The organism is Streptomyces sp. NPDC050806, assembly GCF_055586425.1.
In genome coordinates, this window is record NZ_JBVJIF010000001.1 from 852,666 (window position 1) to 875,951 (window position 23,286).

Below are 23,286 nucleotides of genomic sequence, written 5' to 3' on the forward strand. Positions count from 1 at the left end.
GAGGGGAATTGCCCAATGCATCTGACACCACGCGAACAGGAGCGTCTGCTGCTGTTCTCCGCTGCCGAGCTGGCCCGCAGGCGGCTGGCCCGCGGCGCGCTGCTGGGCGCCACCGAAGCGACGGCACTGGTGTGTGACGAGGTGCTGGAGATGGCCTGGGACGGCCTGCCGCTGGAGGAGGTCGTCGCCGCGGCGCCGGGCGTCGTACCCCGCGACCGACTGCTGCCGGGCGTGGCAGCGGCGGTACCCAGCATTCAGGTCGAGGCGCTCTTCCCGCACGGCACCTCACTGGTGCACCTCCCCGAACCGTTCGGCCCGGCCGAGCCCGCAGGCCCCGGCGCGGTGCTGACCGCCGACGGCGACGTCGAGCTGGCGCCCGATCGCCCGCGCCGGACACTGACGGTCACCAACCAGGGCCCGCGCACGGTCTGGGTCTCCTCGCACTTCCCGCTGGAGGAGACCAACAACGCCCTCGTCTTCGACCGCGAGGCCGCGCACGGTCACCGGCTGGACATCCCGGCCGGCACCTCGGCCGCATTCGCGGCGGGCGAGACGCGGGACGTCGAGATGGTGGCACGAGGAGGCAGCCGATGAGCACTCTGGACCGGCGCGCGTACGCGTCGCTGTACGGCCCGACCGCCGGTGACCGGGTACGTCTCGCGGACACCGACCTGTGGGTGCGCGTCGAGGCGGACGACACCGAGCCCGGCGAGGAGCTGCTGGGCGGCTGCGGCAAGACCGCCCGCGACGGTCTGCTCGTCGCCTCCCGCGCACCGCGGGAGAGCGCGCTGGACATGGTCATCCTCGGCGTACTGGTCATGGACCCGCTGATCGGCATCCGGAAGACCAACATCGGCATCAAGGACGGCCGGATCGTCGGAGTGGGCCGCGCGGGCAACCCCGAAACCACCGACGGTGTGGAGCTCGTCGTCGACTCCCACACCGCGATGATCACCGGCGAAGGGCTCATCGCCACGCCCGGTGTGGTCGACTCCCACGTACACCTCTCCAGCCCCGAAGTGGTGCCCGCGGCGCTGTCGGCGGGTGTGACCTCGCTGGTGGGCATGGGTATCGGCGGTGTCTGGGACGTGGGCGCGAACCCGGCGTACAACCTGCACAGCCTCATCGAGGGCTGGCGCGACGCACCCATCAACGTCGCCTTCCTGGCCCGCGGCTCCAGCTCCTCACAGGAACTGCTGGAGCGCGCCGTACTGGCCGGGGCCGGCGGCTTCAAGATCCACGAGGACTGGGGCGCGACCCCGCGCATCGTGGACACCTGCCTCGGCGTCGCCGAGCAGGCGGACCTGCCCGTCGCCCTGCACACCGACACCCTCAACGAGTCCGGCTACCTCGCCGACACCCTCGACGCGACCGGCGGCCGGACCGTGCACGCGTACCACGTGGAGGGCGGTGGCGGTCACCCCGACCTGCTGGAAATCGTCTCGCAGCCGCATGTGCTGACCTCCTCCACCACCCCCACCCTGCCGCTGACCCCGGCCACCGCCGCCGAACTGCTGCCCATGACGCTGACGGTGCACCGCGGCCACCACGACGTACCCAGCGATCTCTCCATCGCACAGAGCCGCCTGCGCGAGCACGCCATCGCCGCCGAGAACGCACTGCACGACCTGGGCGCCATCTCCATCGTCAACTCCGACTCCATGGGCATGGGCCGCATAGCGGAGACCGCCCGCCGCACCTGGCAACTCGCCCACGTACAGGCCATGCTGGCGGGGGAGACGGGCCCCGACGCCGACAACAACGCGCGGGTGCTGCGCTACCTCGCGAAGATCACCCTGAATCCGGCGATCGCCCACGGCATGGCCGCCGACGTCGGCTCGCTGCGCCCCGGCAGCCTCGCCGACGTGGTGCTCTGGCGCCCCGCAACCTTCGGCGCGCAGCCCGAACTGGTCCTGAAGTCCGGCTTCGTCGCCTGGGGCGTCACCGGCTCCGGCTCCGGATCCACCCGGCTCACCCAGCCGCGTGTGATGAAGCCGTACTTCGGCGGCCTGGGCGCCGCGCCCCGCCGCCTGTCCACGGTGTTCGTCTCGCAGCAGTGCATCGACGACAAGCAGTCCTTCGAGGCCCTGCCGCGCGGCGTGCGCTACGCCCCACTGCGCAACTCCCGCGGCCTGAGCCGGGCCGACATGATCGCCAACACCGCCGTGCCCGATGTGCGGGTGCCCACCACACCCGACTCCGTCCTCGTCGACGGCCGCCCCATCGACATCCACCGCGCCGCCGAACTCCCCCTCACCCGGCTGCAGAACCTGGCCTGAAGGACGCATGCTCGACCTGAAACTCACCCACGCCCGCATCCGCACCGTCGACGACGCGCGGCCCACCGCCCACACCCTCGGGGTGCTGGCCGGCCGCATCGTCGGCCTCGACGAGGACATCACGGACCTGCCGGCGCGCACCACGCTCGACTGCCGCGGCGCGACCGTCGTCCCCGGCTTCGCCGACGCGCACAACCACATGGCCTGGTACGGGCAGTCGCTGGACGAGCTGGACCTCTCCGCCGCGGCCACCCTGGACGCGCTGTACGACGCGGTCGCCGCCCGCGCCGCCACGCTCCCCGCCGACACGTGGGTGATCGGCGCCGGCTACGACGACACCGTCATGGGCGGCCACCCGCACCGCGCCGCCCTCGACCGGGCCGGCGGCGGCCGCCCCGTCTGGCTGAAGCACCGCTCCGGCCACATGTGCACCGTCAGCAGCGCCGTCCTCGACCAGGCCGGGGTACTGAACTGCACCGCGCCCGAACCGGAGGGCGGCGTCGTCGTACGCGGGGCCGACGGCGCCCCCACCGGACTGCTGCAGGAGCGGGCACAGAACCTCGTCACCTCGCTCACCCTGCCCGTCTCCCTCGACAAGCTCGCCGGCGCCATCGGCAAGGCAGCCACCGCGTACACGGCCGAGGGCCTCACTCACGTCACCGAGGCAGGCATCGGGCTCGGCCTCATCGGGCGCAGCCCCGTCGAGGCCGCCGCCTACCAGCTGGCCCGCGAGTGCGGCACCCTGCCAGTCCGCGTCGAGCTGATGGTCGCCGGCGACAACCTCCACCCGCTCGCCGCACACGCCGACGACCACACCACCACCGGCCTCGACCTGGGCCTGCGCACCGGCTTCGGCGACGACCGGCTCCGGATGGGCCCGGTGAAACTGTGGCTCGACGGCTCCCTGATCGGCCGCACCGCCGCCGTCACCGAGCCCCTGTGCGGCCACGACCACGGCGGTGTTTACCAGGACAGCCCCGACGACATGCGCGCCCTGATGGTCGCCGCACACCGCGCCGGCTGGCGCATCGCCGCCCACGCCATCGGCGACGAGGCCATCGACCTGGCCCTGGACACCTTCGCCGAGGCCCAGGCGAGCGCGCCCCGCCCCGACGTACGCCACCGCATCGAGCACTCCGGCGTCGTACGCCCCGACCAGCTCGAACGCTACGCCGCACTCGGCGTCGTCCCCGTCCCGCAGGCGCACTTCCTGCACGCCGTGGGCGACACCATGGCCGAGGCGCTGGGTCCCGAACGCATCGGCTGGCTGTACCGGCACCGCTCCTTCCTGGCACACGGACTGCGCGTACCCGGCAGTTCGGACCGCCCGGTCGCCCCCGGCGCGCCGCTGCTGGGCATGCAGTCGATGGTGCAGCGGCTCAGCCGCGACGGCCTGCTGCTCGGCGCCGACGAGCGGGTGACCGCCGAACAGGCGCTGCGCGCCTACACCCTGGACGCCGCCTGGACGAGCCACGAGGAGGACCGCCGCGGCAGCCTGGCGCCCGGAAAACACGCCGACTTCGTGCTGCTGGCCGAGGACCCCACCGCCGTGGACGCCGGCCGCATCAGCGCCATCGACGTACTGGCCACCTTCGTGGCGGGCGCCTGCGTGCACGGCGCCGACACCCTGACGGACCACACCTCCGTCACCGGACCTCACCCCGCCCCCGCACGCTCCGCCGCGTGACCGTCCCCAAGGAGCCCCTCATGAACCACCTCGACCAGACCGGCCACCCCCCACCGGGCGCCGCCGACGGCACCGGCCGAACCCCCTCCGGCACCACGACCGCCGTCGTCACCGGCAAGGACGCCGGACGCGTGGCCTTCGCCGCCTTCGTCGGCACGACGCTGGAGTGGTACGACTACTTCCTCTTCGGCACCGCCGCCGCCATCGTCTTCGACCGGCTCTTCTTCACCTCCCTCAACCCCGCGACCGCCACCCTGGCCGCCTTCGCCACCTTCGGTGTCGGCTTCGCGGCCCGCCCCATCGGCGCCGTACTGTTCGGCTGGCTCGGCGACCGCATCGGACGACGCCCCGCGCTGCTCATCACCGTGATCGGCATCGGCATCGCCACGGGACTCATCGGCGCGCTCCCCGGCTACGCCACCATCGGCATCGCCGCGCCGCTCCTGCTGGTCCTGCTGCGCCTCCTCCAGGGCATCGCCGTCGGCGGCGAGTGGGGCGGCGCGGTCACCCTGGCCGTCGAGCACGCGCCGCCGGAGAAGCGCGGCCGCTACGCCGTGCTCCCGCAGGTGGGCTCCCCGGTCGGCACGCTGATGTCCTCCGGCGCCTTCGCACTCGTACTGATGCTGCCGTCCGCCTCCTTCGACTCCTGGGGCTGGCGCCTGCCCTTCCTGCTGGCCTTCCCGCTGACCGCCATCGCCTTCTACATCCGGCGCAAGGTCGAGGAATCACCGCTGTTCGACGAACTCCTCAGGCAGGACCAGCGCGCCAAGGTGCCCGCACTGGAGGTGTTCCGGAAGGCGTGGGGCCGGCTGCTGGTGGCCATCGCCTCCGCACTGCTCGGCGTCGGCGGCTTCTACCTGCTCACCACCTTCGTCATCAGCTACGGCACCGGCACCCTGGGCCTGCCCAAGAGCCTGATGGTCAACGCGACGCTGGTCGCGGCCGGGGTGGAGATCGTCGTCATCCTCGCCATGGGCCGACTGGCCGAACGCATCGGCCCTGGCCGGGTCACCGTGTGGGGCGGCCTCATCACGGCCGTGTGCGCCTTCCCGCTGTACTGGCTGATCGACACCAAGAACCCGGCGGTGGTCGTCCTCGCCATCGCGCTCGGCATCGGCCTGATCGCGGTGACGTACGCGGTCTCCGGCGCACTGCTGACCGAACTGTTCCCGGCGAACCTGCGCTACAGCGGCGTGGCCCTGGCCTACAACCTCGCGGGCGCACTGACGGGGTTCCTCCCCTTCCTCGCCACCGCGCTGCTCGACGCCGCCGGCGGATCCACCTCCTGGCCCGCGGCCCTGCTGCTGGTGATCATCGCCCTGCTCACCGCACTGGGCGGCCTCCTGGGCGAGCGACTGCGCGTACGGGACGACGTGGTGAGTACGTCGCCCACTGAGTGACGACTCCGGGGCCGGGCTCCCCCTTGGCACGCCGACAGCCGGCTGCGCATCGCACTGCACCGCATTGCTTGCGCAGCCGGCTGCGGTGTTCTGTTACGGGGACGACGTCACGGGGGCACAGCTGCGGGGGCTACGTCACGGGGACGACCGCCACGGGTAGCGGGACTCGAAGCTCAGGCCCGACAGTTCCTGCTCGGTCGTCTGCAGCGCGGTGGCCAGCGTCCGCTGGAAGAAGCGCATCGATTCCTTGCGACGGAGTCGTTTCGTCGGGAACCACCAGCGCAGGTGGGCGAGTTCGTGAGGCCTCGTCCGGCAGTACTTCACGATCTGCGTGCGCTCGTGCAGCGTCAGTTCCAGCTGATGCACCACGAGTGAGTTCACGTCGTCGATGGAACCGGCGAAGCCTTCCATCGCGGCCATGATCACGCAGGCGTCCGTGAAGGCCCGCGAGTAGTCGGCCTTGTGGAGCCGCGCCGGCGGCAGCACGACCGTCAGCCGGGTCTGCAGACCGTGCTGGGTGATCTGCTCGATCTCCCACTTGAGGGCTTCCCGGATGCCCTGCCCGGGCGGCAGGATCAGCACGATCGAGTGGGCCCGGCGGATGAGGGTACGCACCGCGGTCTGCCACTGGTCGTGCGGCGAACGCATCCACCGAGGCCCCGGTGGCGCGAGCCGGCGGTCCTGGTCGACCAGGGCGTACGTCTGCATCCTCAGGCTCTTGCGGGTGGCCCGGGCGACGATCTGCTCCATGGTCGAGGCGCCGAACCACGCGTGGGGGAGTACGACCTCGCCGTCACTGCCGAAGGGCCGCAGGACGAGGCAGTACTCCTCCCGCGAGCCCACCAGCGGCCCGACGACCTCGTGGTACGGCTTCGTCTCCGCGGACCGCCGGTAGCGCCCCCAGGTCAGTGCGATCGGTATCGCGACCCAGGCCAGGAAGATCAGGGGGCGGCCGAAGGTCATCGGGTCGAAGTAGAAGCCGTTCCGCCGGTGCAGGATCAGCAGCTGAATGCCCAGGTACACGAGCACACCGACGCCCACGAGAAGAAAGACGCCGTGCCCCCGTAACCCCCGCCACAGCTTTCGCCCACGCATGAGCGTGAACATAGCGCGCTCACGCAACGCTGGTCCACCAACTACGGTCCGGACAGGCCCGGTTACATCACCTGCCGCCGCCGATGGTTCACGTGGCGACGATCGCGGCGAAGGCCACGAGGTACGACACCGAGAAGATGGCGGGCACCCATTGCTCGACATGGGTCAGCGGTACGTACTTGCGCCAGTCCCGCCCTTCGCCCAGGGCTCCCCATTCGGCCCGGGAGTACGCATAGGCCGGCAGCTTCTCCTCGAAGGCACCGATCACCGCGTACTTGGCGGCGTTGAGCTGCCGGTAGGAGCGGACCATGACCCACCACGCCGCGCACTGGGCGAGCAGGATGAGCAGCCCGGAGAGCAGCACCCAGTCCGACATCCGGGCCAGCCGACTGGTCGGAACCATCGCCACGATCGCCACGACAGCGCTGTTCAAGGACAGGAAGAAGGTGTTCGTGAGGTTGCGCCGCGCACTGACCCGATCGGCCATCTCCACGCAGAGCTTGTACTGCTCGAGTATCGCCTGCCGGTAGTGCTCCTTGGCCTGGCTGTAGTCGGACGTACTCACGTCCGCGTTCCACAGTGCATCCCCGATGTCACTCATGCCACCAGCATGCCGAACAGCCGCCCCCGACTCTCCCGTTTCCGAGATCCTGTCGGGGGACATTGGCAGTGCGTCGACGGTGAGCAACCTGGTGCGCGGCACAACGGCGGCCGCGATCCCAGGCCGGGAGCACGACCGCCGGGCCGCCGGCGCCGCATCGAGGCTTCTGAGGGTTGGAGGGCTCGGTGTGTTGTGGTTGAGCCGGGGGCTCAGTTCATGTGCTCGATCTGGATGAGGTTGCCGCAAGTGTCGTCCAGTACCGCGGTGGTGACCGGGCCCATCTCGGTCGGTTCCTGGGTGAACTCCACCCCCAGCTCGCGCAGGCGGGCGTACTCCCTGTGGACGTCCTCCACGGCGAAGGAGGTGAAGGGGATGCCGTCCTTGGCCAGCGCCTCCTTGTACGGCCTGACGGCGGGGTGGACATCCGGCTCCAGTACGAGCTCGGTGCCCTCGGGGTCCTCGGGCGAGACCACGGTCAGCCACTGGTACTCGCCGAGCGGGACCGCGTGCTTCTTCATGAACCCCAGCACCTCGGTGTAGAAGCGCAGGGCCTTGTCCTGGTCGTCGACGCAGACGCTCGACAGGTGGATCCTCATTTTCCGTTCTCCGGTGCATTGGGCTTGAGCCATCGAGTGGCGATGCGCTCAAGCGGTTCGATGGTGAGGTCGTGGAACTTATAGCGGCCCTGGCGCCGGGTCCGGATCAGACCCGCCGATTCCAGTACGGCGAGATGCTGACTGATCGCCTGACGGGATGATCCGAGACCGTGCCTGGTCGTCAGCCGCGCGCAGATCTCGAACAACGTCTGACCGTCCCGCTCCGTCAGCTCGTCGAGGATCTTCCTGCGAGTGGGGTCTGCCAAGGCCTTGAAGACATCGTCCGACACCACCACACCATAGGCAAGTCGTGGCTTGCCTATCAAGTCGAGCGGTCCCGGTGTGTCGAGCGGTCCCGGCGCGTCGCGTGTGCCGGGACCGCAGCCGTCAGCTGTCAGCCGTCAGTGTCAGCTTTCCAGCGCTGTCATGCCGCCTGCTCCGTCCGATGGGCGCGGTTGACGGCGGCCATGATCGCGTTCACGCCGGCTGCCACGATGGAAGTGCCGGCCCCGGCTCCCCACCGGTCGTCGTGCCCGGCGACCTCGCAGTGGGCGTACGCCACGGCCTCGCCACTGCTGCCGGTCGATGTGGCGTGCTCGCTGTAGGACAGGATGTCCACTCCGATGCCGGCTTCGCGCAGCGCAGCGGTCATGGCGGCGAGCGGTCCGTTCCCGGTACCCCGTACTTCCTCCGGGCCGGTGGGTGTGTCCAGCGTGGCGGTGAATTCCTGCGTGCCGCCATCGCCCTCGCCATCGCCATTGCCCTGGCTGTCGGCATTGCCCTCGCCCTTGCCCTCGCCGGCGCGGTGCGGCAGGGAGGTCCACCGGCTGAGGGTGTACGGGCCGGAGGTGGCCGGGGCGGTGTAGGTGAGGTCGAACAGGTCCTTGAGGTCCTTGTGGGACACCTCCTGCTTGGTGTCGTCGGTGACCTGCTGCACCGTGTGCGAGAAGTCGATCCGCATACGCTGCGGCAGGTCAAGGCCGTAGTGGGTGTGCAGCAGGTGGGCGATGCCGCCCTTGCCGGACTGGGAGTTGACCCGGATGACTTCCTCGTACGTACGGCCGATGTCGGCCGGGTCGATCGGCAGGTACGGCACGTTCCAAGGGGCCGCATCGGGGGCCACGCCGAGTTCGGCGGCCTGCTTGGCGTGGGCCAGCATGCCCTTGGAGATGGCGTCCTGGTGGGTGCCGGAGAACGCGGTGTGCACCAGGTCACCGGCGTACGGGTGGCGGGGGTGCAGCGGCATGCGGATGCAGTCCTCCACCGCGGCACGAACGGTGTCGATGTCGGAGAAGTCGATCATCGGGTTGACGCCCTGCGTGTACAGGTTCAGGGCCAGCGTGACTAGGTCGACGTTCCCGGTACGCTCGCCGTTGCCGAACAGGCACCCCTCCACGCGCTGCGCTCCGGCCAGAACGGCGAGTTCCGCGCAGGCCACCCCGGTGCCGCGGTCGTTGTGGGGGTGGACGGAGAGAATGACGCCGTCGCGGTTGTCCAGGTTCTTGTGCATCCACTCGATCTGGTCCGCGTACACGTTCGGCGTGGAGATCTCCACTGTCGCCGGCAGGTTGATCACGACCGGGCGGTCCGGCGTGGCCCGCCACAGGGCGGTGACGGCGTTGCAGACGTCGAGGGCGTAATCCGGCTCGGTGCAGTTGAAGACTTCCGGGGAGAACTCGAACCGTACGTCACTGTCGGACAGCTCCTTCTCGGCGCGGTGCATCAGATGCTCGGCCGCCCGCAGGATCAGGTCCTTGTGCTCGGTGCGGCTCTTCTGCAGCACCAGGTCCCGCCAGGTGGGGGCGCTGGGGGTGTACATGTGCAGCAGTACGCGCGGCAGGCCGCGGACGGACTCGACGGTGCGGTCGATGAGCTCCGCCCGTGCGGGGGTGAACACACTGATCGTCACGTCCTCCGGCACCGCACCGCTCTCGGCGAGATGGCGTACGAAGTCGAAGTCCGTCCGGCTGGCGGACGGGTAGGCGACCTCGATCTCCTTGAAGCCCATCGCCATCAGCAGGTCCAGCAGCCGCCGCTTGCGTGGAGTGTCCATCGGCTCGGGCAGGGCCTGATTGCCGTCCCGCAGATCCACCGGGACCCACAGCGGTGCCGTCTCGATGCGGCGGCCCGGCCAGTCCCGCTGTTCCATCGCCGGCAGCGGGACGCGCTCGTGGGCCGGGCGGTACCGGTCGTGCCGCATCGCGGAGGGGCGCTGCGGATTCCACGCGGGAGCGCCGGGCGGAATCTCCCCGGCGGGGGAGCGCAGACGGGAGAAAGCGGGGTGCCGCGAAGCGGCGGAGTGCCGTGAACCGGCGGAGTGTCGAGAGAAAGCACAGTGTTCGGTCACGAGGTTCTCCTTGAGCGAGGTATGCCAGGTGACCGGCGCACAACCGACCCCCCGCTGCGGGGTGCCGGTCACATGGTGATCAAGCCCCGCAGCGGCAGCCAAGAAGAAGGAGCCCACGCAGCGTCATGCCGAGTACAGTACTCACACCTCAGCTCCTCAGACAAGCTGAGGTGTGAGGGTTTGTGATCGCCAAGATGGGGAGCCGACATGTCGCCGGGATACATTGGCGTTCTCAGACCTCAGTCCTCAGCTCCGCAGACAACTGCCCAAGCCCTCAGCTCCGCAGACAATTGCCCAACCGCCAAACCGCCAAACCGTCAGCCATCCCCTTGGCGACCAGAGAGGTAGCAACCGGATGCCGCTCGGCACGCTCCGTCCCAGCCCGCTGGTGGAACAGGCCGCGCAACACCTGCGCGACCAGATCACCGAGGGACACTGGCCGATCGGTACCAAACTCCCCGGCGAAACCACCCTCGCCAAGACCCTCGGCGTCGGCCGCTCGACCGTGCGGGAGGCGCTGCGCGCCCTGGCCGGGGCCGGTCTGGTGCAGGCGCGGCAGGGCGCCGGCGTCTTCGTCATCGCCACCGAGCCCGAAGACGACTGGCCCACCCGGCTCCGTCGGGCAGCCATCACCGATGTCTACGAAGTCCGGATGCTCATCGAAGTCGAAGCCGCCCACATGGCCGCGGAGCGGCGCACCGATGGCGACCTCGCCGCTCTCGACGCGGCCCTGACCCAACGCCGCCGGGCCGCGAAGGCGAGCAACGCCGAATTCGTCGATGCCGACATCGCCCTGCACGGTGCCGTGGTCGCCGCGGCCCACAATCCCGTACTCACCGGCCTGTTCGACGAGTTCGTACCCGTACTGCGGCAGGGGCTGGTCGACTTGGTGGAGCTGCTCGACCTGCGGTCCGGCGACTCGAACCATGGCGACGAGGGACATGCCGCCCTGGTGGCCGCCATCGCCAGGGGAGACGCCGAAGTGGCTGGGCGGACGCTGCGCGGAGAGTTGAAGCAGACGCTGGCCCAGCTCCGGGCGAGGTGACCGCGGGCCCGTGTCAATCGCGGGACCGGGCCTGCCGCCTCCCCCTCAGTACGGTGATGGTGCGCTCGCACCACTCACGGTTGCCCTGCTCGAAGGCCAGGCCGCGCAAGCACGTCAGATACGGCCCGATGCGGTCGCCGTCCCGCAGGAACTCCTCCTCCGTACGGTCCTGGCGCATGCCGCGCAAGAGCTTGCCGAAGAGGTCGATCTTTGCCTGGGCGAAGGCGGCGCGCTCGGAGAGCTGTCCGATCAGTGCATCGGTGTCGACGTGATCGGCAGCCTGAACCTTGACGAGCAGGTCGTCGCGGACGAAGGAGGGCTTCCCTGACGCGGCCGTGAACTTCTCCAGCTCAGCCAGCCCTGCCTCGGTGACGTGGAACAGGCGCTTGTTCGGCCTGGCTTCCTGAACCACCTCGCGGCCGGCGATCAGCCCGTCCTTCTCCAGACGGGTCAGCTCGGCGTAGAGCTGCTGCGGCTGCGCGTGCCAGAAATTCGCCACGCCGAGGTCGAATGCCTTCGCCAGCTGGTAACCACTGAGCTCCTCGTCGAGCAGAGCCGCCAGCACGGCGTGCCTGAGCGCCATCGGACCGCCTTCTTCATCCCACTGTTTCCGCCGTCCCGTCCCTCTGTCCCGGGCTCAGGATCCATGGTACTCATGAAAGTGACTAGTCATAATCATGAATATGAGGAGTGAGGGTGATGAGTATGGAGGGCGAGCACGCCATGACCCCTGCCGACCGTTTCCGTGCTGCTGTGGACCGTCGTGACCACGCGGCGCTGAATGACCTGTTCACAGAAGACATCCGCTTCTACAGCCCGGTGAAGTTCACCCCCTTCGAGGGCAAGCCGATGGTGCTGGGCCTCTTCGGTGTCCTGTTGCGTACGTTCGAGGACTTCCGCTACATCGGCGACTACACGGGCACCGCGCAGACCAGCACCGACGGCTCGTCCGCCGACTCCGCCGTGCTCCTCTTCCGCGCGAAAGCGGGCGGGAAGGAGATCCACGGCGTGGATCTGCTGCACTTCGACGACCACGGCCGGATCAAGGAGTTCACCGTCATGGTGCGCCCCCAGTCCGCCGTACACGCACTCGGCGAGGCCGTCCTCGCCGGCCTGGTGGAGGACGGCCTCGTACCGGCCCCTTCAGGGCAGTAGGCAGCGACCGCCCCGGCCCCGCCGCCCAGGCCGCGGCGGGGCGATCGGGGCGAGAAGCCGGTCGACTCGGCGGCGAACGGCAACTCAGTACGGAGTGGTGTGGCGAAGCCCCCGTATCGCTCCCCTCACCGCGCCACGACCGCGTACGGTTTACAGCGACGCCCGCCTGGAGGACATGAGGACATCATGAGCGCCCAGCCCGAACACCCCGCTGATCCCAGGGTCCGCCCGCTCCCGCACACCATCGACGCCGTGGCCGACGCTCTTGCTGGTGCCAAGCGCATGGCCTTCTACGCCGAGATCGGTCAGGCGGAGGAGGGCGAGCCCCTCAACGCCACCCTGCGGAAGTGGTGGATGGAAGCGATGTTCGACCAGCAGCCCGGTCGCCAACAGCGCCTGGCCGACGCCGCCGCCGGCCACGGCCTGGTCTCGCTGCCCCACCCGGTCGGCGGTGACGAGTGAGCAGTCCCGCACCGGGCTGGAGCGTGTCGCTCACCCAGGAGGCCGCCGGCGTCCTGGAAGCGATGCGCACGGGCGGCAATCACGAGCTGCACGACCAGCTCGTGCGGTTCGTTCGCGCTCTCGCGCTGGAGGCCGGCGCCGCGGCCGACGCGGACAAACCGCTTCCCGGCCTGCCGATGGGGGACGGCCGCCACAACGTCGACGTACCCCGCCTGCCAGTCCTGATCAGCTACGTCATGCACCCCGAACCGCGTGAGCTCCGCGTAACCGACCTCCTCTGGCTCGGCTGACCGGCTACCGGCTACCTGCCGTCTGCCTGGTTGCCTGCCCGGCTCCGTTGCGGGCCACTGACGCGGGCGAAGTGGCCACTCACGCAGATGAAGTGGCCGCTCCGGCCGTGTCGCCCCGAGAGGCGGCAGGGTGATCGGTCGCCTCCTCCAGGAGGCCATTGATCCAAGCGCGGTCGGAGAACTCGCGAATCAGAGCATCGATCCGGCCGCGCCGGTCCTGGAGTTTGTCCGCGCTGGTACGGCGGTTGAGGAGGCCGCCCTCATGCGTCATGGCGGCGTCCTCCTGATGCGCTGCGAGCCACTCCTGGACCTTCTCCAGAGTCTCCGCGCGCTGCTGCTTGAGGCGTACGGCGATGCCGACGAGCGCAGGGAAGTCGGCGGCGGTGGCGCCCGTGAGCTCCAGGGGCTCCGCCGCCATGGTGATCTCCAGCGGCTTGAAGACGTACTTCTCCAGCGCGCGCAACTGCTCGCTGTTCCCGGCACCCTTGCGTGCCTGGGCAAGCGACCTCATGAACCTCTTGAGCTGCGTCTGCGCCAGTCCGGTATAGATCCGGACGGTGTACGCGGCCTCCTGTCCCGGGCCCATGTGGAGGGGACGGCTGCGGAACGCCGCGATGCGGGCATCGTTCATGTCGTGCGCGGAGACAGCGGTCTCCTGGCTGAGCACCTCCCAGCCCGCCGGGCCGTTCCACAACATGTTCGTCGTCTCGAACAGCCCCTCCTGCTCGGGGCTTTCGTACTCCTCCGGACCGAACCAGTCCGAGGGGCGGCGGTCGCGGCGGAAGTCGCGGGCGGGCTCGCGGTTGGCCAGGCTGGTGGGGGACTGGTAGTGCCAGGCGGTGAAGCGGTCGTCCTGTGCGTCACCGGTGAGGGCGAAGGCGCAACCGTTCATCGTGGCGGTGAACACGAACTCCGAACCGTGCCCCTGCTTCCCGGCATCCTTGGGAATCCGCGAGTGGCCCACGGAGGTGTCCGGGGCCGCGGTCCGCCCGGTGAGGTAGGGGACGTAGAAGGACGACAGGTAGGCCTGATCGGGCAGCACCGGGGGCAGACCCCGGTGCCCGGAGAGCGGGGCGAGCAGGTCGTCGGTGTCACCGAACGCCTGCACGTACTTCTCCACGGCCGGGGTGAGCAGATACGCGGGCCTGCCCTCCTTGGCGCGCCGGGTGTCCGGTACGAGAACGAACCAGTGCCGATTCCACTTGCCCATCCGGCTGACGAAGGCGTGGTGGTCCAGGGGCAGCCCGCCTGTCCGGCTCTGCATACCCAGCGTGAAATCCAGGGCGAGCGCGGAGGTCGACAGGAACGCCTTCGGGTCGTGTACCAGGTCGTCCGCAGGAGCACGCTGCACCACGGGTCCCGCGGAGTGCGCAGCGGCCCCCGAACGGCCCTGTGGCTCCCGTGCGGCGGTCTCCGAACGGCCCCGCAACTCTCCTACGAACCGGCTCACGGCAGCATTGCCCGCCGTACGCTGCAGTGCCGTCAGCGCGACCGCCGCGGGACTCCCGCCACGCGACGAGACCGGTGCGGACTCCTGAGCCGGCGCGCTACGGGCCGTCGGCCGACGGTACGGAACGGCTGCCTTGCCGGTGCCTTCCTGCTCCTGGTGCCGGTGCACGGCAGGCCCTCCCTCAACCAGCGCTCCGCTCCCATACGCGCAGCTCACCTCTGCTCCACATCTACACGACAACACCCCGGGGCGGAACGAACGAAGGGGCACCCCTGAGGGCATGATCGTCGCGCCGCATGGCCGGGCCCGCGCCGATGTGCATGTGCATGCGGATATGGATGTGGATGTGGATGTGGATGTGCAGGGGACCACTCTGCCCTTTTCCTCAGGACATGTGGCCCACGGCATTCGTCCGGCGGCGGAAGACCGTCAGGTTGGCGGCCAGGGTCGCGGCCACGGCCAGACCAATGCCCAGCACGGCGCCGCCCGGGCCGAGAGCCGGTGCGCTGAATCCAAGGGCCAGCACCACGAGCACACCCGCCACCACCAGCAGCCCATGGCCCACCGCACCGGTACCGGTCGTCCAGTGCAGAAAGCCGAGTACGAGCAGCACGATCGCCGTGGGGACGGCCACGGCGAGCCCGGCGGCCTGGGCGGACAGCTGCCCGTGGTGCTCGGCGGCATCCAGCGCGGCCTCCAGCCCGGCACCGAGCGCGGCCAGCGCCGCGAAGACGAGGTAGTGCCCGTACCCCCAGGTCAGGGCGGTGCGGAGAGTGCCGAGGTGGGCGTCGCTACCGGTGAAGTAAATCCACCACAGTGCGAAGACCAGGATCAGCCCGCCGATCGCGATCAGTAGCACGGAGGCGGTCAGGCCATGAGCGGACACGGCCGACTGCACGGCCGCGAGCGAGGCGAGAATGACTTCGCCGAGCACGATGATCGTGAACAGGCTGTACCGCTCGGTGATGTGTTCCGGGTGCCAGTGAGTGGCCCTCCCGTGATACTCGGCCCAGGCCGGTACGGCGAGTTCCGCCGCGACGAGCACCACGAACGTGACAGGGGCCCAGCCTCCCGGCGCCCAGAGCCGGGCGATCCACCCGGCCTGTACCACGACGATGCCGGCTGCGTAGCGCAGAGCGGCTTGCCGGCCGCCCGGGTGCTCGGCGGCGGCCCGGAGCCACTGCGTGATCATGGCGACGCGCATGATGACGTAGCCGATCACGACAACGGAGAAGTCGCCGTGCTGGAACGCGGAGGGAACCCCCGCGGCCAGTACGAGTACGCCGGCCATCTGCAACAACGTCAGAAGCCGGTAGAGGATGTCATCGGTGTCATAGGCGGAGGCGAACCACGTGAAGTTCATCCACGCCCACCAGATCGCGAAGAACACCGCCGCGTATCCGACCAGGCCGGCCCCGACATGCCCCTCGACCAAGGCGTGGTGCAGCTGCGCGGCGGCCTGGGAGACCGCGACCACGAACGTCAGGTCGAACAACAACTCCAACGGCGTCGATGCCCGGTGCTCCTCTTCCGGATCCCGTCCGCGCATCACCCGCCGCAGCGGTCCGATCCGCTCCACGGCGCTGTCGCTTCCGCTCATAACCGTCTCTCCCGAGCTGTTTCCTTCATACCGTGGCTTCCCCTTCGGCGTGCGCCCTGCCCGGTACGAAAGCCCTCACACCGGACGAGGTGACCGTGCCGGGGCGGGCCGCCGACCGCCGAACGCCGAGGCAAGCCTCCCGCCCGCCACGGTAATCACCGGTCGCGTACACACCCACAGCCCTCTCCGGCAGAACGACAACAGCCATCCGCAGGGCCACCCGTATGGCCGGACACGCGACGGGAATCCGAGGTCTGAATCCCGCCGGATTCCCGTCGCGGGGGCGATCAGGATGAAGTCATGGACACAAACGAATTCGCAGGGAAGACAGCGCTCGTGACCGGCGGAAGCCGGGGTATCGGCGCGGCGGTGGCCGTACGGCTGGCGGCCGGTGGGGCGGATGTCGCCTTCACCTATCAGCAGGATGAAAAGAGCGCGGCTCTGGTGACGAAGCAGATCGTGGACCTGGGCCGTCGGGCACTCGCCATCCGCGCCGACAGCGCGGACGCGAAGGCCGCCGCCGGGGCTGTGGAACGGACCGTCGCCGAGTGGGGCCGGCTGGACATCGTCGTGAACAACGTGGGGGCCTTCCTCGTCGGTCCTCTGGAGGATTTGGGCGAGGAGGAGTTCGACCATGCGGTCGCGGTGAATGTCCGTGCGCCGTACCTCGCCGCCCGGGCGGCGGCCCGACACATGCGGGACGGCGGACGCATCGTCAGCATCGGCAGCAACATAGCCGAGCGAGCGGTCTTCCCCGGCTTCACCCTGTACGCGCTGACCAAGACGGCACTGACCGGCATGACCAAGGGGCTCGCCCGTGACCTGGGGCCCCGCGGCATCACGGTCAACCTCGTACACCCCGGACCGACCGACACCGCGGCCAACCCCGCGGACGGCCCCAATGCCGAGTCCATCCGGGGCTTCACCGCTCTCGGCCGCTATGCGGCACCTTCCGAGATCGCGGACGTGGTGGCACACCTCGCCGGCCCGGCTGCGGGCTTTGTCACGGGTGCCACGCTAGCCGCGGACGGCGGCTTCGCGGCCTGACAGGCCGAGGACATAATTGCGTTGTGGCGCCTGAAGGACGCCCATAAGGTCACCCGCATGTCTCTACGTCTCCGTATGCGTCAAGCACTGCCGGAAGCGATGCGTGCCCGCGACAAGGCAGCGGTGAGCGCCCTGCGCGCAACGCTCGCCGCGCTGGACAACGCTGAAGCGGTGCCGGTGGACGAAGCGGAGCTTCGCGGCGTGGCCCTGGAGCATTCGCCGGCGGGGGCCGGTGCCACGGAGGGAGTACGGCGCGAGTTGAGCGAGCGCGGCGTGGCGGATGTCGTACGCGCCGAGGCCACCGAACGCCTGGACGTCGCAGCACAGTTGACCGCCCCAGCGCACGCCGACCGAGCCCAGCGGCTCCGCGCGGAGGCCGCTGTGCTGCTCGGTTTCCTGGACGACCCCGGGACTCTGTAGGACAGAACGCCGTGGACAGAGGGAGGCGGACCGTGGGCGGTTCCCCGCGGTCCCGATCCGGGTGTCAGCGAGATCTCAGCCCTCCACCAGGGTGACTCGATCTCGCTGACACCTGCGCCCCGGTGCCGGGAACCGGCGCTCCGGCCTCCTGGGAACGTGGCACTCTTCGGTTCCCGAGGGTGTCACCGGCGCAGCCGTGAACGCCCGGTCCTCCTGCGCGGATCGTGGCTCGTGCCTTCGACGGCCCACTGGCCCGGCGCGCCTGCGGGCGTGCCCGCCCCGGCGTCGGCCGTCGCGGTCTCCATCTCCGGCTGCCGCGCGCGCACTCCCGTGGGCCGCGGCGGGGTGAACCTCACGGGCAGGGAGAGCAGGCGGCGGGAGACCCAAGCCGACTGCCACTGCAGCTCCTCCTCGGCGACGAGCAGCTCCAGGTCCTTCAGCCGTGTCAGCAGAATGTCGATGCCTGCCTCGGCGATGGCCCGTCCGATGTCCCGGCCGGGGCACTCGTGGGGGCCGGTGGAGAACGACAGGTGTCCCTCGTTGTGCGGGACAGGTCCGGACTGCCGGGCAGCGGGGTCGGCGTTGGCCGCTTCGATGCCCAGAATAATCATGTCGCCGGCCTTGATCTGCTGGCCTCCGATGACCATGTCTCCGGCAGCCCAGCGGGTGGGCAGCAGCCCGATCGGCGGGTCGTCCCAGAGTACGCGGTTCAGGGCCTCGGGCAGTGTCATCTGGCCGCTGGTCAGGTCCCGGCTGAACTGGCGCTGCGTCAGGATCCCCAGCAGCGTGTTGGCGATCAGGGCGACCGTCGGGGTGTAGCCGGCGACGAAGACCAGGCGCAGGTGCTCCACGACCTCCTGCTCGCTGAGGTGCGCCTCGTGGTCCAGGAGACGGGTGACGAAGTCGCGGCCGCCGACGGCGTTGGACACCGTCTCGCCGGCCTGCCGTCGCCGGACGAGTTCCTGCATGGCGCGGGTCACGAAGGCGTTTCCCTCCGCGGCACGCTCGCTGCCGCTGGTCAGGTCGCGCACGGCCGTCACCAGGGCAGGGCTCTCCTCCTCGGGCATGCCGTACATCCAGGCCAACACCAAGGCGGGCAGCTGCGCTGCGTACTCCGAGACCAGGTCGGCCGTGCCGCGGGAGGCGACGCAGTCGATGAGCCGGTTGGCGTACCGGCCGATGTAGCGGCGCAGACTGTGCCGGTTGAAATCCAGGCCTTCCACCACGGCGCTGCGCAGCCGCGCGTGGGGCACGCCGTCCTCGAACGCCACGACGGGCTGGTAGGCGGTCATCGGAGCCAGGGGGTGGTCTGCCGGGATCCGGCCCTCCTGGAAGACCCGGCCTCGGCGGGAGTCACAGACCACCCGCGAGTTGCTCTGCATCACATCGCGTGTGGCGTTGTAGCCCAGAATCAGGTAGGCGGGGATGTCGCCGGGGGCGAGCACGGGGGCTACATCGCCGTACTGCTGCCGCAGCCGTTCCAGTACCGGTCCCAGGGGCTCGGCGTCGGGGCCGTAGATGCGCTGCCAGGGGCCGGGAGCCCTTTGTGCGTGCGCGGGGCAGCCGGGAGGCGGGGCCGGTGCGGATGAGGCACGGGGGTCTGGATAGGTGGACATGCTGCCTCCCAGCGGCGTTGCGACAGATCCCCTGCTGTTCAGCCCGCCGGTTCGCGCCGTGACTTCGCGACCCCGGGTGGAGGGCTTGCATCACGCCCTGTGCGAGGATGCACAGGGCGTGATGATCAGCAGTGATCAGCAGCCTACCTGCTCAACTTCCCGTGGAGTGCCCGGGATCGAGGGGGACGGCCTCTCGGGCACGGCCCTCTCAACGGAGGGTGGCTGTGGCTACGGCTTACGCGGATGGACGGTCATGGGCACGCGGTCCGGTCGGGCCACGGCCGAGACCACCTGCTGAGGGGTGTGTCCGCTCTGCGGAACCATGCGCCACGAGCGCAGTACTTCCGCGAGGGCGATGGTCGCCTCGGCGAGGGCGAACTGGTCGCCGATGCATTTGCGGTTCCCACCCCCGAAAGGCATGAATGACCGCTTGATCTCGGGGTTGTCCACCCATCGGTCGGGATTGAAGGCGTCGGCGTCGTCCCCGAAGACGGCGGGATCCCGGTGGATGGCGTACATGCTGAATGCCACCTCCGTCTCCGCGGGCAGCGTTACTTCCCCGAGAGTCACCGGCTCGGTGCTGCGGCGCATCAGGAACGTGACGCCGTGCAGGCGGATCACCTCGTCCAGTACCCGCCGCAGCGCGGTCAGCCGGGGAACGTCGGCGATGGTCACCGGCCGGTCCGTACCGACGACCTCCAGAATTTCCTCCACCACCTGTTGGTCGGCCTCGGGATGGTGGGCCAGGTAGTGCCAGGCCCAAGCCAGGGTCGAGGCGGTGGTTTCCGCACCGGCGAACAACAAGGTGGCTACCTCGTCGCGGACCTGGACGTCGTCGAGGTCCTTCTCCTGGAGGAGCTGTGCGAGGAGATCGTCGTGCTCCTTGTCGTGACCGGCTGCCCGTGCGGTGGTGATGACCTGGTCGATGACCCCGCTCAGGTGCTGGGAAGCGCGGTCGAAGACGCGGTTGTAGCGCACCGGCAGCCGGTCCAGGAGCTTGGGGGAAGCGGCGCGCCTGAGGAGCATGTCCAGCAGAACGGGCAACTCGGTGCGGATCGTTTCCACGGCCGGCGCCCCGATGTCGCTGGAGAACAGACTCATCGCGATCGAGTCGATCGAGTAGGCGGCGGCCTCCTCGTAGATGTCCACTCTCTGCCCCGGCTGCCAGGACTCCGAGAGACGCCGGGCATTACGACTCATGATCTCGGAGTAGCCGTCGATGCGTTCCCTACTGAACATGGGCTGGATCAGGCGGCGGTTGCGGCGGTGCAGTTCCCCGTCCGCGGTGGAGAGTCCTTCGCCGGCCAGTCGCTTCAGCCGCTGGAAGAATCTTCCCTTCTGGAACTTGCGGCCTTCGCGGACCAGGACGTCATGCAGCCGCTCGTGCGTGGTGACCACGTATACGGGCATCCAGCCCAATTGGATGCGTACCAGGCCGCGGTCATCGGCGTGTTCCCGAAGGGACAGCAGGAACCCGAACGGGTCCCGGTAGAGCGCCAGAGCGTGCCCGAGAAGGGGCGTGGCACCTGGCGCCCGGGGTATCGGGCTGGTTCCGACAGACGGAGCGGCAAGTGCCACTGGTGTGTCCTTTGCTGTATGCGGCGCTGAGCACCGGAGCCTGGGCGAGCTTGTTGATCAAGTCTGCCCACCGCGTGCCACGATCACGCACATACGGAATGTGATGTTCTACGTGATCTCGCCGCATGAACGCCGAGCCTGGTCGGGCACGGCAGCAATGTGCCCGACCAGGCGCGTCTGCCCCCCCGGCTACAGGTACGGCCGGGTGATCAGCTCGATTGCGTGTCCTGCTGGGTCTTTGAAATAGACGCCGCGGCCGCCGTGTCCGTTGTTGATTTCGCCCGGGCGTCGCATCTGCGGGTCGGCCCAGTGCTCGACGCCGTGGTCACACAGCCGCTGGTATGCCCGGTCGAACAGGTCGTCATCGACCAGGAACGCGTAGTGCTGCATCTGGATCTCGACCGGCGGCTCGGCGAACTGGAGCAGTACGCCGTCGGTGAGCTGGATGTTGGTGAAGAGGCCCCAGGACGGCGCTTCCGGCACTTCCAGCAACTCGCGGAAGAAGCGGGCGGACTCGTTGCGGTCCCTGGCGGCGATGATGGTGTGGTTGAAAGTGGCTGTCACTCAGTTGTCCTCACTGTGGTTCGGCATTGACGCGGACTCGTCTGGTGCAGGAGCACTGGGAGGTCCGCGTGCCGAACTGAGGGGGTGCCTGTGCACCCGCTGTGCGATCAGCCGTCCACCGGGTGGCCGATCCGTGAGTGGCTTGACGCCGGTCCGGTGTTCACGTCGGTAACGGTAATTGTTCGGAGTTTCCGTGACAACGTCTTATTCACGGACCGAGGGAGCAGCTGCCGGCGTCGAGGGCGAGGGTTTCGCGCAAGGACCGGAGGGTGCGGTCGTGGCGGAGGCGGGCCGTGGCTGCTGTGTCGGGGGTGTGCCCGGAATCGTCGCTGAGGAGCGTCCAGGGCAGCTTCTTGGCGAGCGCGCGGGCGACCAGGGCCGCACTGTCCTGGTAGCTGGTGACTTCGTCGTTCTCTCCGTGCAGGATGGTGATGCGCTGCCGCGGTGTCGTCGTCGTGAGGTGCGCCGGGTCGAAGACACGCTCTGCGGGGGTCGCGGCCGTGAGGGAGTAACGCTCGGCGAACCATGCGGTGTAGTGCGGGGAGGCCTCGCCCGCACGTGCCGCTTGCCGGACGATGTCGGTCATGGGCGCGGCCGCGACGGCGCCGGCGAGCGATGGTTCGAGTACGCACCCCAGAAGGGCGAGCGATCCGCCGAAACTGCCACCGAGCAGGGCCGTGCGGTGTGGTGGGACACCGCGTTCTCGTGTCAGGGCGAGGCAGGAAGCCAGATCGGCTGCGAAGCTCTCGGACCAGCGAAGCCATGGTGCTCGCAGGTGCTCGGCGCCGTAGCCGGTGGAACCTGTGTAGTTGAGGGCGATGACGAGGGCGCCCTCGTGCAGGAGATGCCGGTAGAGGCCGTCCCAGCGCAGTTCGTCGCGCTCCAGGGACTCCGGTCCGCCGTGCAGGCTGATGACGGCTGAGGTGGGGCGTGCGGTGGGTCGTGCGGGCGGGCTGTGGATGAGCGCGGGGACGGTACCCGGCGAGGTGTGGGTGCCCAGCCAGGTATGGGTGATGGGTGGCAGGTCCGGATCGGGTGGGACGGCGCCGGGGGACTGTTGGGCGTCGCCGTCGGGGCCTATCCACCAGGTTCGGGTGCCACCCGTGGTCGACAGGCCGTGAAGGCCGATGCCGTGCGGCGCGGTGGTACGCATCTGCAGCCGGCCGGAGCCCGGAGTGGGGACTTCGGTGACGGCATTGCGGGTGAGGTCCAGGCGGTGGGCTCGATCGGTTCCCTGACGGGTGGTGATGAAGAGGGCGTGGTCGGGGTTGTCGAGGAAGAAGCGCGCGTCGGACACCGGTCCGTGGCCGAGGTCCCGGATGCTGCCCGAGATGAGGTCCCAGACGGCGAGGCCGGCTGTTTCGGGGACGTTGATGGCGATCAGGGCCTGGTGCGTGCAGCCGTCGAGCCAGGTGGCGCGGTGGGGGGTGCTGCCGGTTGCGGGGCTGGTTTCGGGGACCGTACCGCCTTCGGCAACGGTGGTGGCTTCGCATGCAGTGGTGGCCAACGGCTCGGCGTGGAGCAGTGGCGGCCACGGGCCCCGGTCCTCGCGCAGCACGACCACGTTGGCGGCATCGGCCCAGTGCACCGCCTCGCCGGGGTTCCGGGGGCGGTGGACGCGTACGGCTGCTCCGTCGGCTGCCCGGATCAGTAGTACGGTCTCGTCCGCATCCTGCACGGTGAGGAGGTAGCAGGTGGCGCCGGTCTCGGTTCGTGCGGCCAGGACATCGGTGAGCGTCCAGGAGGATGCGCTGTCCGGCAGGGCCACCTGCCAGTCGTTCTTCGTCCCGTCGAGGTGGTGTTCTGCCACGGTGAGGGAGGTCGGGTCGAGGTGGAAGCAGGCGAATACCTCGTCCGCTTGCGAGTAGAGCGCCGCGTCGCCGTCGAGAGCGATGCCTACCGTGCTTACTTCGAGGGCGGGGTGTCGATCGGGCGGCCCGTCCCTTGAGGGCCGCTTGACCTGGACCACTCCGTCGTCCTGTAGCAGGCCGAGGACCGGACCGTTGCGCCAGGTGAGGAGGGTGTGCGCGCGTTCGGTGAAGAGAAGCTCGGGC

The 23,286-nt window shown here is 69.5% G+C and carries 22 protein-coding genes; 10 read left to right on the plus strand and 12 right to left on the minus strand.

The genetic code is table 11. The annotated features are described in order from the left end of the window. Positions 1–15 precede the first annotated feature (15 nt). The 4 genes from ACZ6WH_RS03840 to ACZ6WH_RS03855 are packed head-to-tail and all read left to right on the plus strand — an operon-like array spanning position 16 to position 5,366. Complete coding sequence (locus ACZ6WH_RS03840) at positions 16–594, plus strand: urease subunit gamma (protein WP_469725737.1); 579 nt, start codon at positions 16–18, stop codon at positions 592–594. After that, positions 591–2,279 carry an urease subunit alpha gene (locus ACZ6WH_RS03845; protein WP_469725739.1) on the plus strand — a complete coding sequence of 563 codons (1,689 nt, stop codon included), beginning with the start codon at positions 591–593 and terminating at the stop codon, positions 2,277–2,279. Before ACZ6WH_RS03840 ends, ACZ6WH_RS03845 begins: the two co-directional genes overlap by 4 nt. A 7-nt stretch (positions 2,280–2,286) precedes the next feature. Further along, entirely contained in the window at positions 2,287–3,966 is a 1,680-nt protein-coding gene (locus ACZ6WH_RS03850) for an amidohydrolase (protein ID WP_469725741.1), read from the plus strand. Between the two features lie 20 nt (positions 3,967–3,986). Next, the gene (locus ACZ6WH_RS03855; protein ID WP_469725742.1) at positions 3,987–5,366 is read left to right on the plus strand and encodes an MFS transporter; all 1,380 of its coding nucleotides are present in this window, start codon (positions 3,987–3,989) and stop codon (positions 5,364–5,366) included. Positions 5,367–5,501: 135 nt separating this feature from the next. Here the strand turns inward: ACZ6WH_RS03855 and ACZ6WH_RS03860 are convergent, their stop codons facing one another. From ACZ6WH_RS03860 to ACZ6WH_RS03880, 5 genes are all read right to left on the minus strand, one after another. Further along, the gene (locus tag ACZ6WH_RS03860) at positions 5,502–6,461 is read right to left on the minus strand and encodes a hypothetical protein (RefSeq protein WP_469725744.1); all 960 of its coding nucleotides are present in this window, start codon (positions 6,459–6,461) and stop codon (positions 5,502–5,504) included. An 88-nt stretch (positions 6,462–6,549) separates the two neighbouring features. Further along, positions 6,550–7,062 carry a RipA family octameric membrane protein gene (locus ACZ6WH_RS03865; protein WP_399716228.1) on the minus strand — a complete coding sequence of 171 codons (513 nt, stop codon included), beginning with the start codon at positions 7,060–7,062 and terminating at the stop codon, positions 6,550–6,552. A gap of 209 nt (positions 7,063–7,271) precedes the next feature. Beyond that, positions 7,272–7,658 (minus strand): VOC family protein, encoded by a 387-nt coding sequence (locus ACZ6WH_RS03870; RefSeq protein ID WP_469725747.1) that lies wholly within the window; start codon positions 7,656–7,658, stop codon positions 7,272–7,274. Beyond that, the gene (locus tag ACZ6WH_RS03875) at positions 7,655–7,948 is read right to left on the minus strand and encodes an ArsR/SmtB family transcription factor (protein WP_469725748.1); all 294 of its coding nucleotides are present in this window, start codon (positions 7,946–7,948) and stop codon (positions 7,655–7,657) included. Before ACZ6WH_RS03875 ends, ACZ6WH_RS03870 begins: the two co-directional genes overlap by 4 nt. 134 nt (positions 7,949–8,082) lie before the next feature. Next, on the minus strand, positions 8,083–9,858 hold the full coding sequence (locus tag ACZ6WH_RS03880) for a 2-isopropylmalate synthase (protein WP_469726257.1): 1,776 nt from the start codon (positions 9,856–9,858) through the stop codon (positions 8,083–8,085). Between the two features lie 502 nt (positions 9,859–10,360). Here ACZ6WH_RS03880 and ACZ6WH_RS03885 point away from each other — a divergent pair. Further along, on the plus strand, positions 10,361–11,050 hold the full coding sequence (locus ACZ6WH_RS03885) for a FadR/GntR family transcriptional regulator (protein ID WP_469725750.1): 690 nt from the start codon (positions 10,361–10,363) through the stop codon (positions 11,048–11,050). 13 nt (positions 11,051–11,063) lie between these two features. Here ACZ6WH_RS03885 and ACZ6WH_RS03890 read toward each other — a convergent pair whose 3' ends face one another. Further along, complete coding sequence (locus ACZ6WH_RS03890) at positions 11,064–11,633, minus strand: PadR family transcriptional regulator (protein WP_469725751.1); 570 nt, start codon at positions 11,631–11,633, stop codon at positions 11,064–11,066. 140 nt (positions 11,634–11,773) lie between these two features. On the opposite strand from ACZ6WH_RS03890, the gene ACZ6WH_RS03895 reads away from it, so the two are divergent. The 3 genes from ACZ6WH_RS03895 to ACZ6WH_RS03905 all read left to right on the plus strand — a co-directional run bounded on the left by ACZ6WH_RS03895 (position 11,774) and on the right by ACZ6WH_RS03905 (position 12,957). Next, on the plus strand, positions 11,774–12,205 hold the full coding sequence (locus tag ACZ6WH_RS03895; protein ID WP_469726259.1) for a nuclear transport factor 2 family protein: 432 nt from the start codon (positions 11,774–11,776) through the stop codon (positions 12,203–12,205). A 186-nt stretch (positions 12,206–12,391) separates the two neighbouring features. Further along, entirely contained in the window at positions 12,392–12,667 is a 276-nt protein-coding gene (locus tag ACZ6WH_RS03900; protein WP_361551103.1) for a hypothetical protein, read from the plus strand. Next, positions 12,664–12,957, plus strand: a complete 294-nt coding sequence (locus tag ACZ6WH_RS03905; RefSeq protein ID WP_469725753.1) for a hypothetical protein — start codon at positions 12,664–12,666, stop codon at positions 12,955–12,957. Before ACZ6WH_RS03900 ends, ACZ6WH_RS03905 begins: the two co-directional genes overlap by 4 nt. A gap of 79 nt (positions 12,958–13,036) precedes the next feature. On the opposite strand, the gene ACZ6WH_RS03910 is transcribed toward ACZ6WH_RS03905, so the two are convergent. Together ACZ6WH_RS03910 and ACZ6WH_RS03915 are read right to left on the minus strand one after the other, a co-directional pair. Then, a complete protein-coding gene (locus tag ACZ6WH_RS03910; RefSeq protein WP_469725755.1) occupies positions 13,037–14,308 on the minus strand; it encodes a hypothetical protein in 1,272 nt (423 codons plus the stop codon). 484 nt (positions 14,309–14,792) lie between these two features. After that, positions 14,793–16,007 carry a low temperature requirement protein A gene (locus tag ACZ6WH_RS03915; RefSeq protein ID WP_469725757.1) on the minus strand — a complete coding sequence of 405 codons (1,215 nt, stop codon included), beginning with the start codon at positions 16,005–16,007 and terminating at the stop codon, positions 14,793–14,795. Between the two features lie 300 nt (positions 16,008–16,307). On the opposite strand from ACZ6WH_RS03915, the gene ACZ6WH_RS03920 reads away from it, so the two are divergent. Further along, on the plus strand, positions 16,308–17,054 hold the full coding sequence (locus ACZ6WH_RS03920; protein ID WP_469725759.1) for an SDR family NAD(P)-dependent oxidoreductase: 747 nt from the start codon (positions 16,308–16,310) through the stop codon (positions 17,052–17,054). A gap of 99 nt (positions 17,055–17,153) precedes the next feature. Then, a complete protein-coding gene (locus ACZ6WH_RS03925; protein WP_469726261.1) occupies positions 17,154–17,474 on the plus strand; it encodes a GatB/YqeY domain-containing protein in 321 nt (106 codons plus the stop codon). Positions 17,475–17,656: 182 nt separating this feature from the next. Here ACZ6WH_RS03925 and ACZ6WH_RS03930 read toward each other — a convergent pair whose 3' ends face one another. The 4 genes from ACZ6WH_RS03930 to ACZ6WH_RS03945 all read right to left on the minus strand — a co-directional run bounded on the left by ACZ6WH_RS03930 (position 17,657) and on the right by ACZ6WH_RS03945 (position 23,201). After that, positions 17,657–19,090, minus strand: coding sequence for a cytochrome P450 family protein (locus ACZ6WH_RS03930; protein WP_469725761.1), 1,434 nt, complete (start codon positions 19,088–19,090; stop codon positions 17,657–17,659). A gap of 228 nt (positions 19,091–19,318) precedes the next feature. Beyond that, on the minus strand, positions 19,319–20,668 hold the full coding sequence (locus ACZ6WH_RS03935; RefSeq protein WP_469725763.1) for a cytochrome P450: 1,350 nt from the start codon (positions 20,666–20,668) through the stop codon (positions 19,319–19,321). Between the two features lie 189 nt (positions 20,669–20,857). Next, the gene (locus tag ACZ6WH_RS03940) at positions 20,858–21,232 is read right to left on the minus strand and encodes a VOC family protein (RefSeq protein ID WP_469725764.1); all 375 of its coding nucleotides are present in this window, start codon (positions 21,230–21,232) and stop codon (positions 20,858–20,860) included. A gap of 208 nt (positions 21,233–21,440) precedes the next feature. After that, positions 21,441–23,201, minus strand: a complete 1,761-nt coding sequence (locus tag ACZ6WH_RS03945; RefSeq protein ID WP_469725765.1) for an alpha/beta hydrolase family protein — start codon at positions 23,199–23,201, stop codon at positions 21,441–21,443. Between the last annotated feature and the right edge of the window lie 85 nt (positions 23,202–23,286).

Excerpts from the sequence above, each read along its gene's own strand:
- ACZ6WH_RS03895 (WP_469726259.1), top strand. The coding sequence starts at position 11,774 with ATGACCCCTGCCGACCGTTTCCGTGCTGCTGTGGACCGTCGTGACCAC.
- ACZ6WH_RS03890 (WP_469725751.1), bottom strand. The coding sequence starts at position 11,633 with ATGGCGCTCAGGCACGCCGTGCTGGCGGCTCTGCTCGACGAGGAGCTC.
- ACZ6WH_RS03845 (WP_469725739.1), top strand. The coding sequence starts at position 591 with ATGAGCACTCTGGACCGGCGCGCGTACGCGTCGCTGTACGGCCCGACC.
- ACZ6WH_RS03915 (WP_469725757.1), bottom strand. The coding sequence starts at position 16,007 with ATGAGCGGAAGCGACAGCGCCGTGGAGCGGATCGGACCGCTGCGGCGG.
- ACZ6WH_RS03850 (WP_469725741.1), top strand. The coding sequence starts at position 2,287 with ATGCTCGACCTGAAACTCACCCACGCCCGCATCCGCACCGTCGACGAC.
- ACZ6WH_RS03880 (WP_469726257.1), bottom strand. The coding sequence starts at position 9,858 with ATGCGGCACGACCGGTACCGCCCGGCCCACGAGCGCGTCCCGCTGCCG.
- ACZ6WH_RS03865 (WP_399716228.1), bottom strand. The coding sequence starts at position 7,062 with ATGAGTGACATCGGGGATGCACTGTGGAACGCGGACGTGAGTACGTCC.
- ACZ6WH_RS03925 (WP_469726261.1), top strand. The coding sequence starts at position 17,154 with ATGCGTGCCCGCGACAAGGCAGCGGTGAGCGCCCTGCGCGCAACGCTC.
- ACZ6WH_RS03930 (WP_469725761.1), bottom strand. The coding sequence starts at position 19,090 with ATGTCCACCTATCCAGACCCCCGTGCCTCATCCGCACCGGCCCCGCCT.
- ACZ6WH_RS03885 (WP_469725750.1), top strand. The coding sequence starts at position 10,361 with ATGCCGCTCGGCACGCTCCGTCCCAGCCCGCTGGTGGAACAGGCCGCG.
- ACZ6WH_RS03840 (WP_469725737.1), top strand. The coding sequence starts at position 16 with ATGCATCTGACACCACGCGAACAGGAGCGTCTGCTGCTGTTCTCCGCT.
- ACZ6WH_RS03860 (WP_469725744.1), bottom strand. The coding sequence starts at position 6,461 with ATGCGTGGGCGAAAGCTGTGGCGGGGGTTACGGGGGCACGGCGTCTTT.
- ACZ6WH_RS03855 (WP_469725742.1), top strand. The coding sequence starts at position 3,987 with ATGAACCACCTCGACCAGACCGGCCACCCCCCACCGGGCGCCGCCGAC.
- ACZ6WH_RS03870 (WP_469725747.1), bottom strand. The coding sequence starts at position 7,658 with ATGAGGATCCACCTGTCGAGCGTCTGCGTCGACGACCAGGACAAGGCC.
- ACZ6WH_RS03900 (WP_361551103.1), top strand. The coding sequence starts at position 12,392 with ATGAGCGCCCAGCCCGAACACCCCGCTGATCCCAGGGTCCGCCCGCTC.
- ACZ6WH_RS03920 (WP_469725759.1), top strand. The coding sequence starts at position 16,308 with ATGGACACAAACGAATTCGCAGGGAAGACAGCGCTCGTGACCGGCGGA.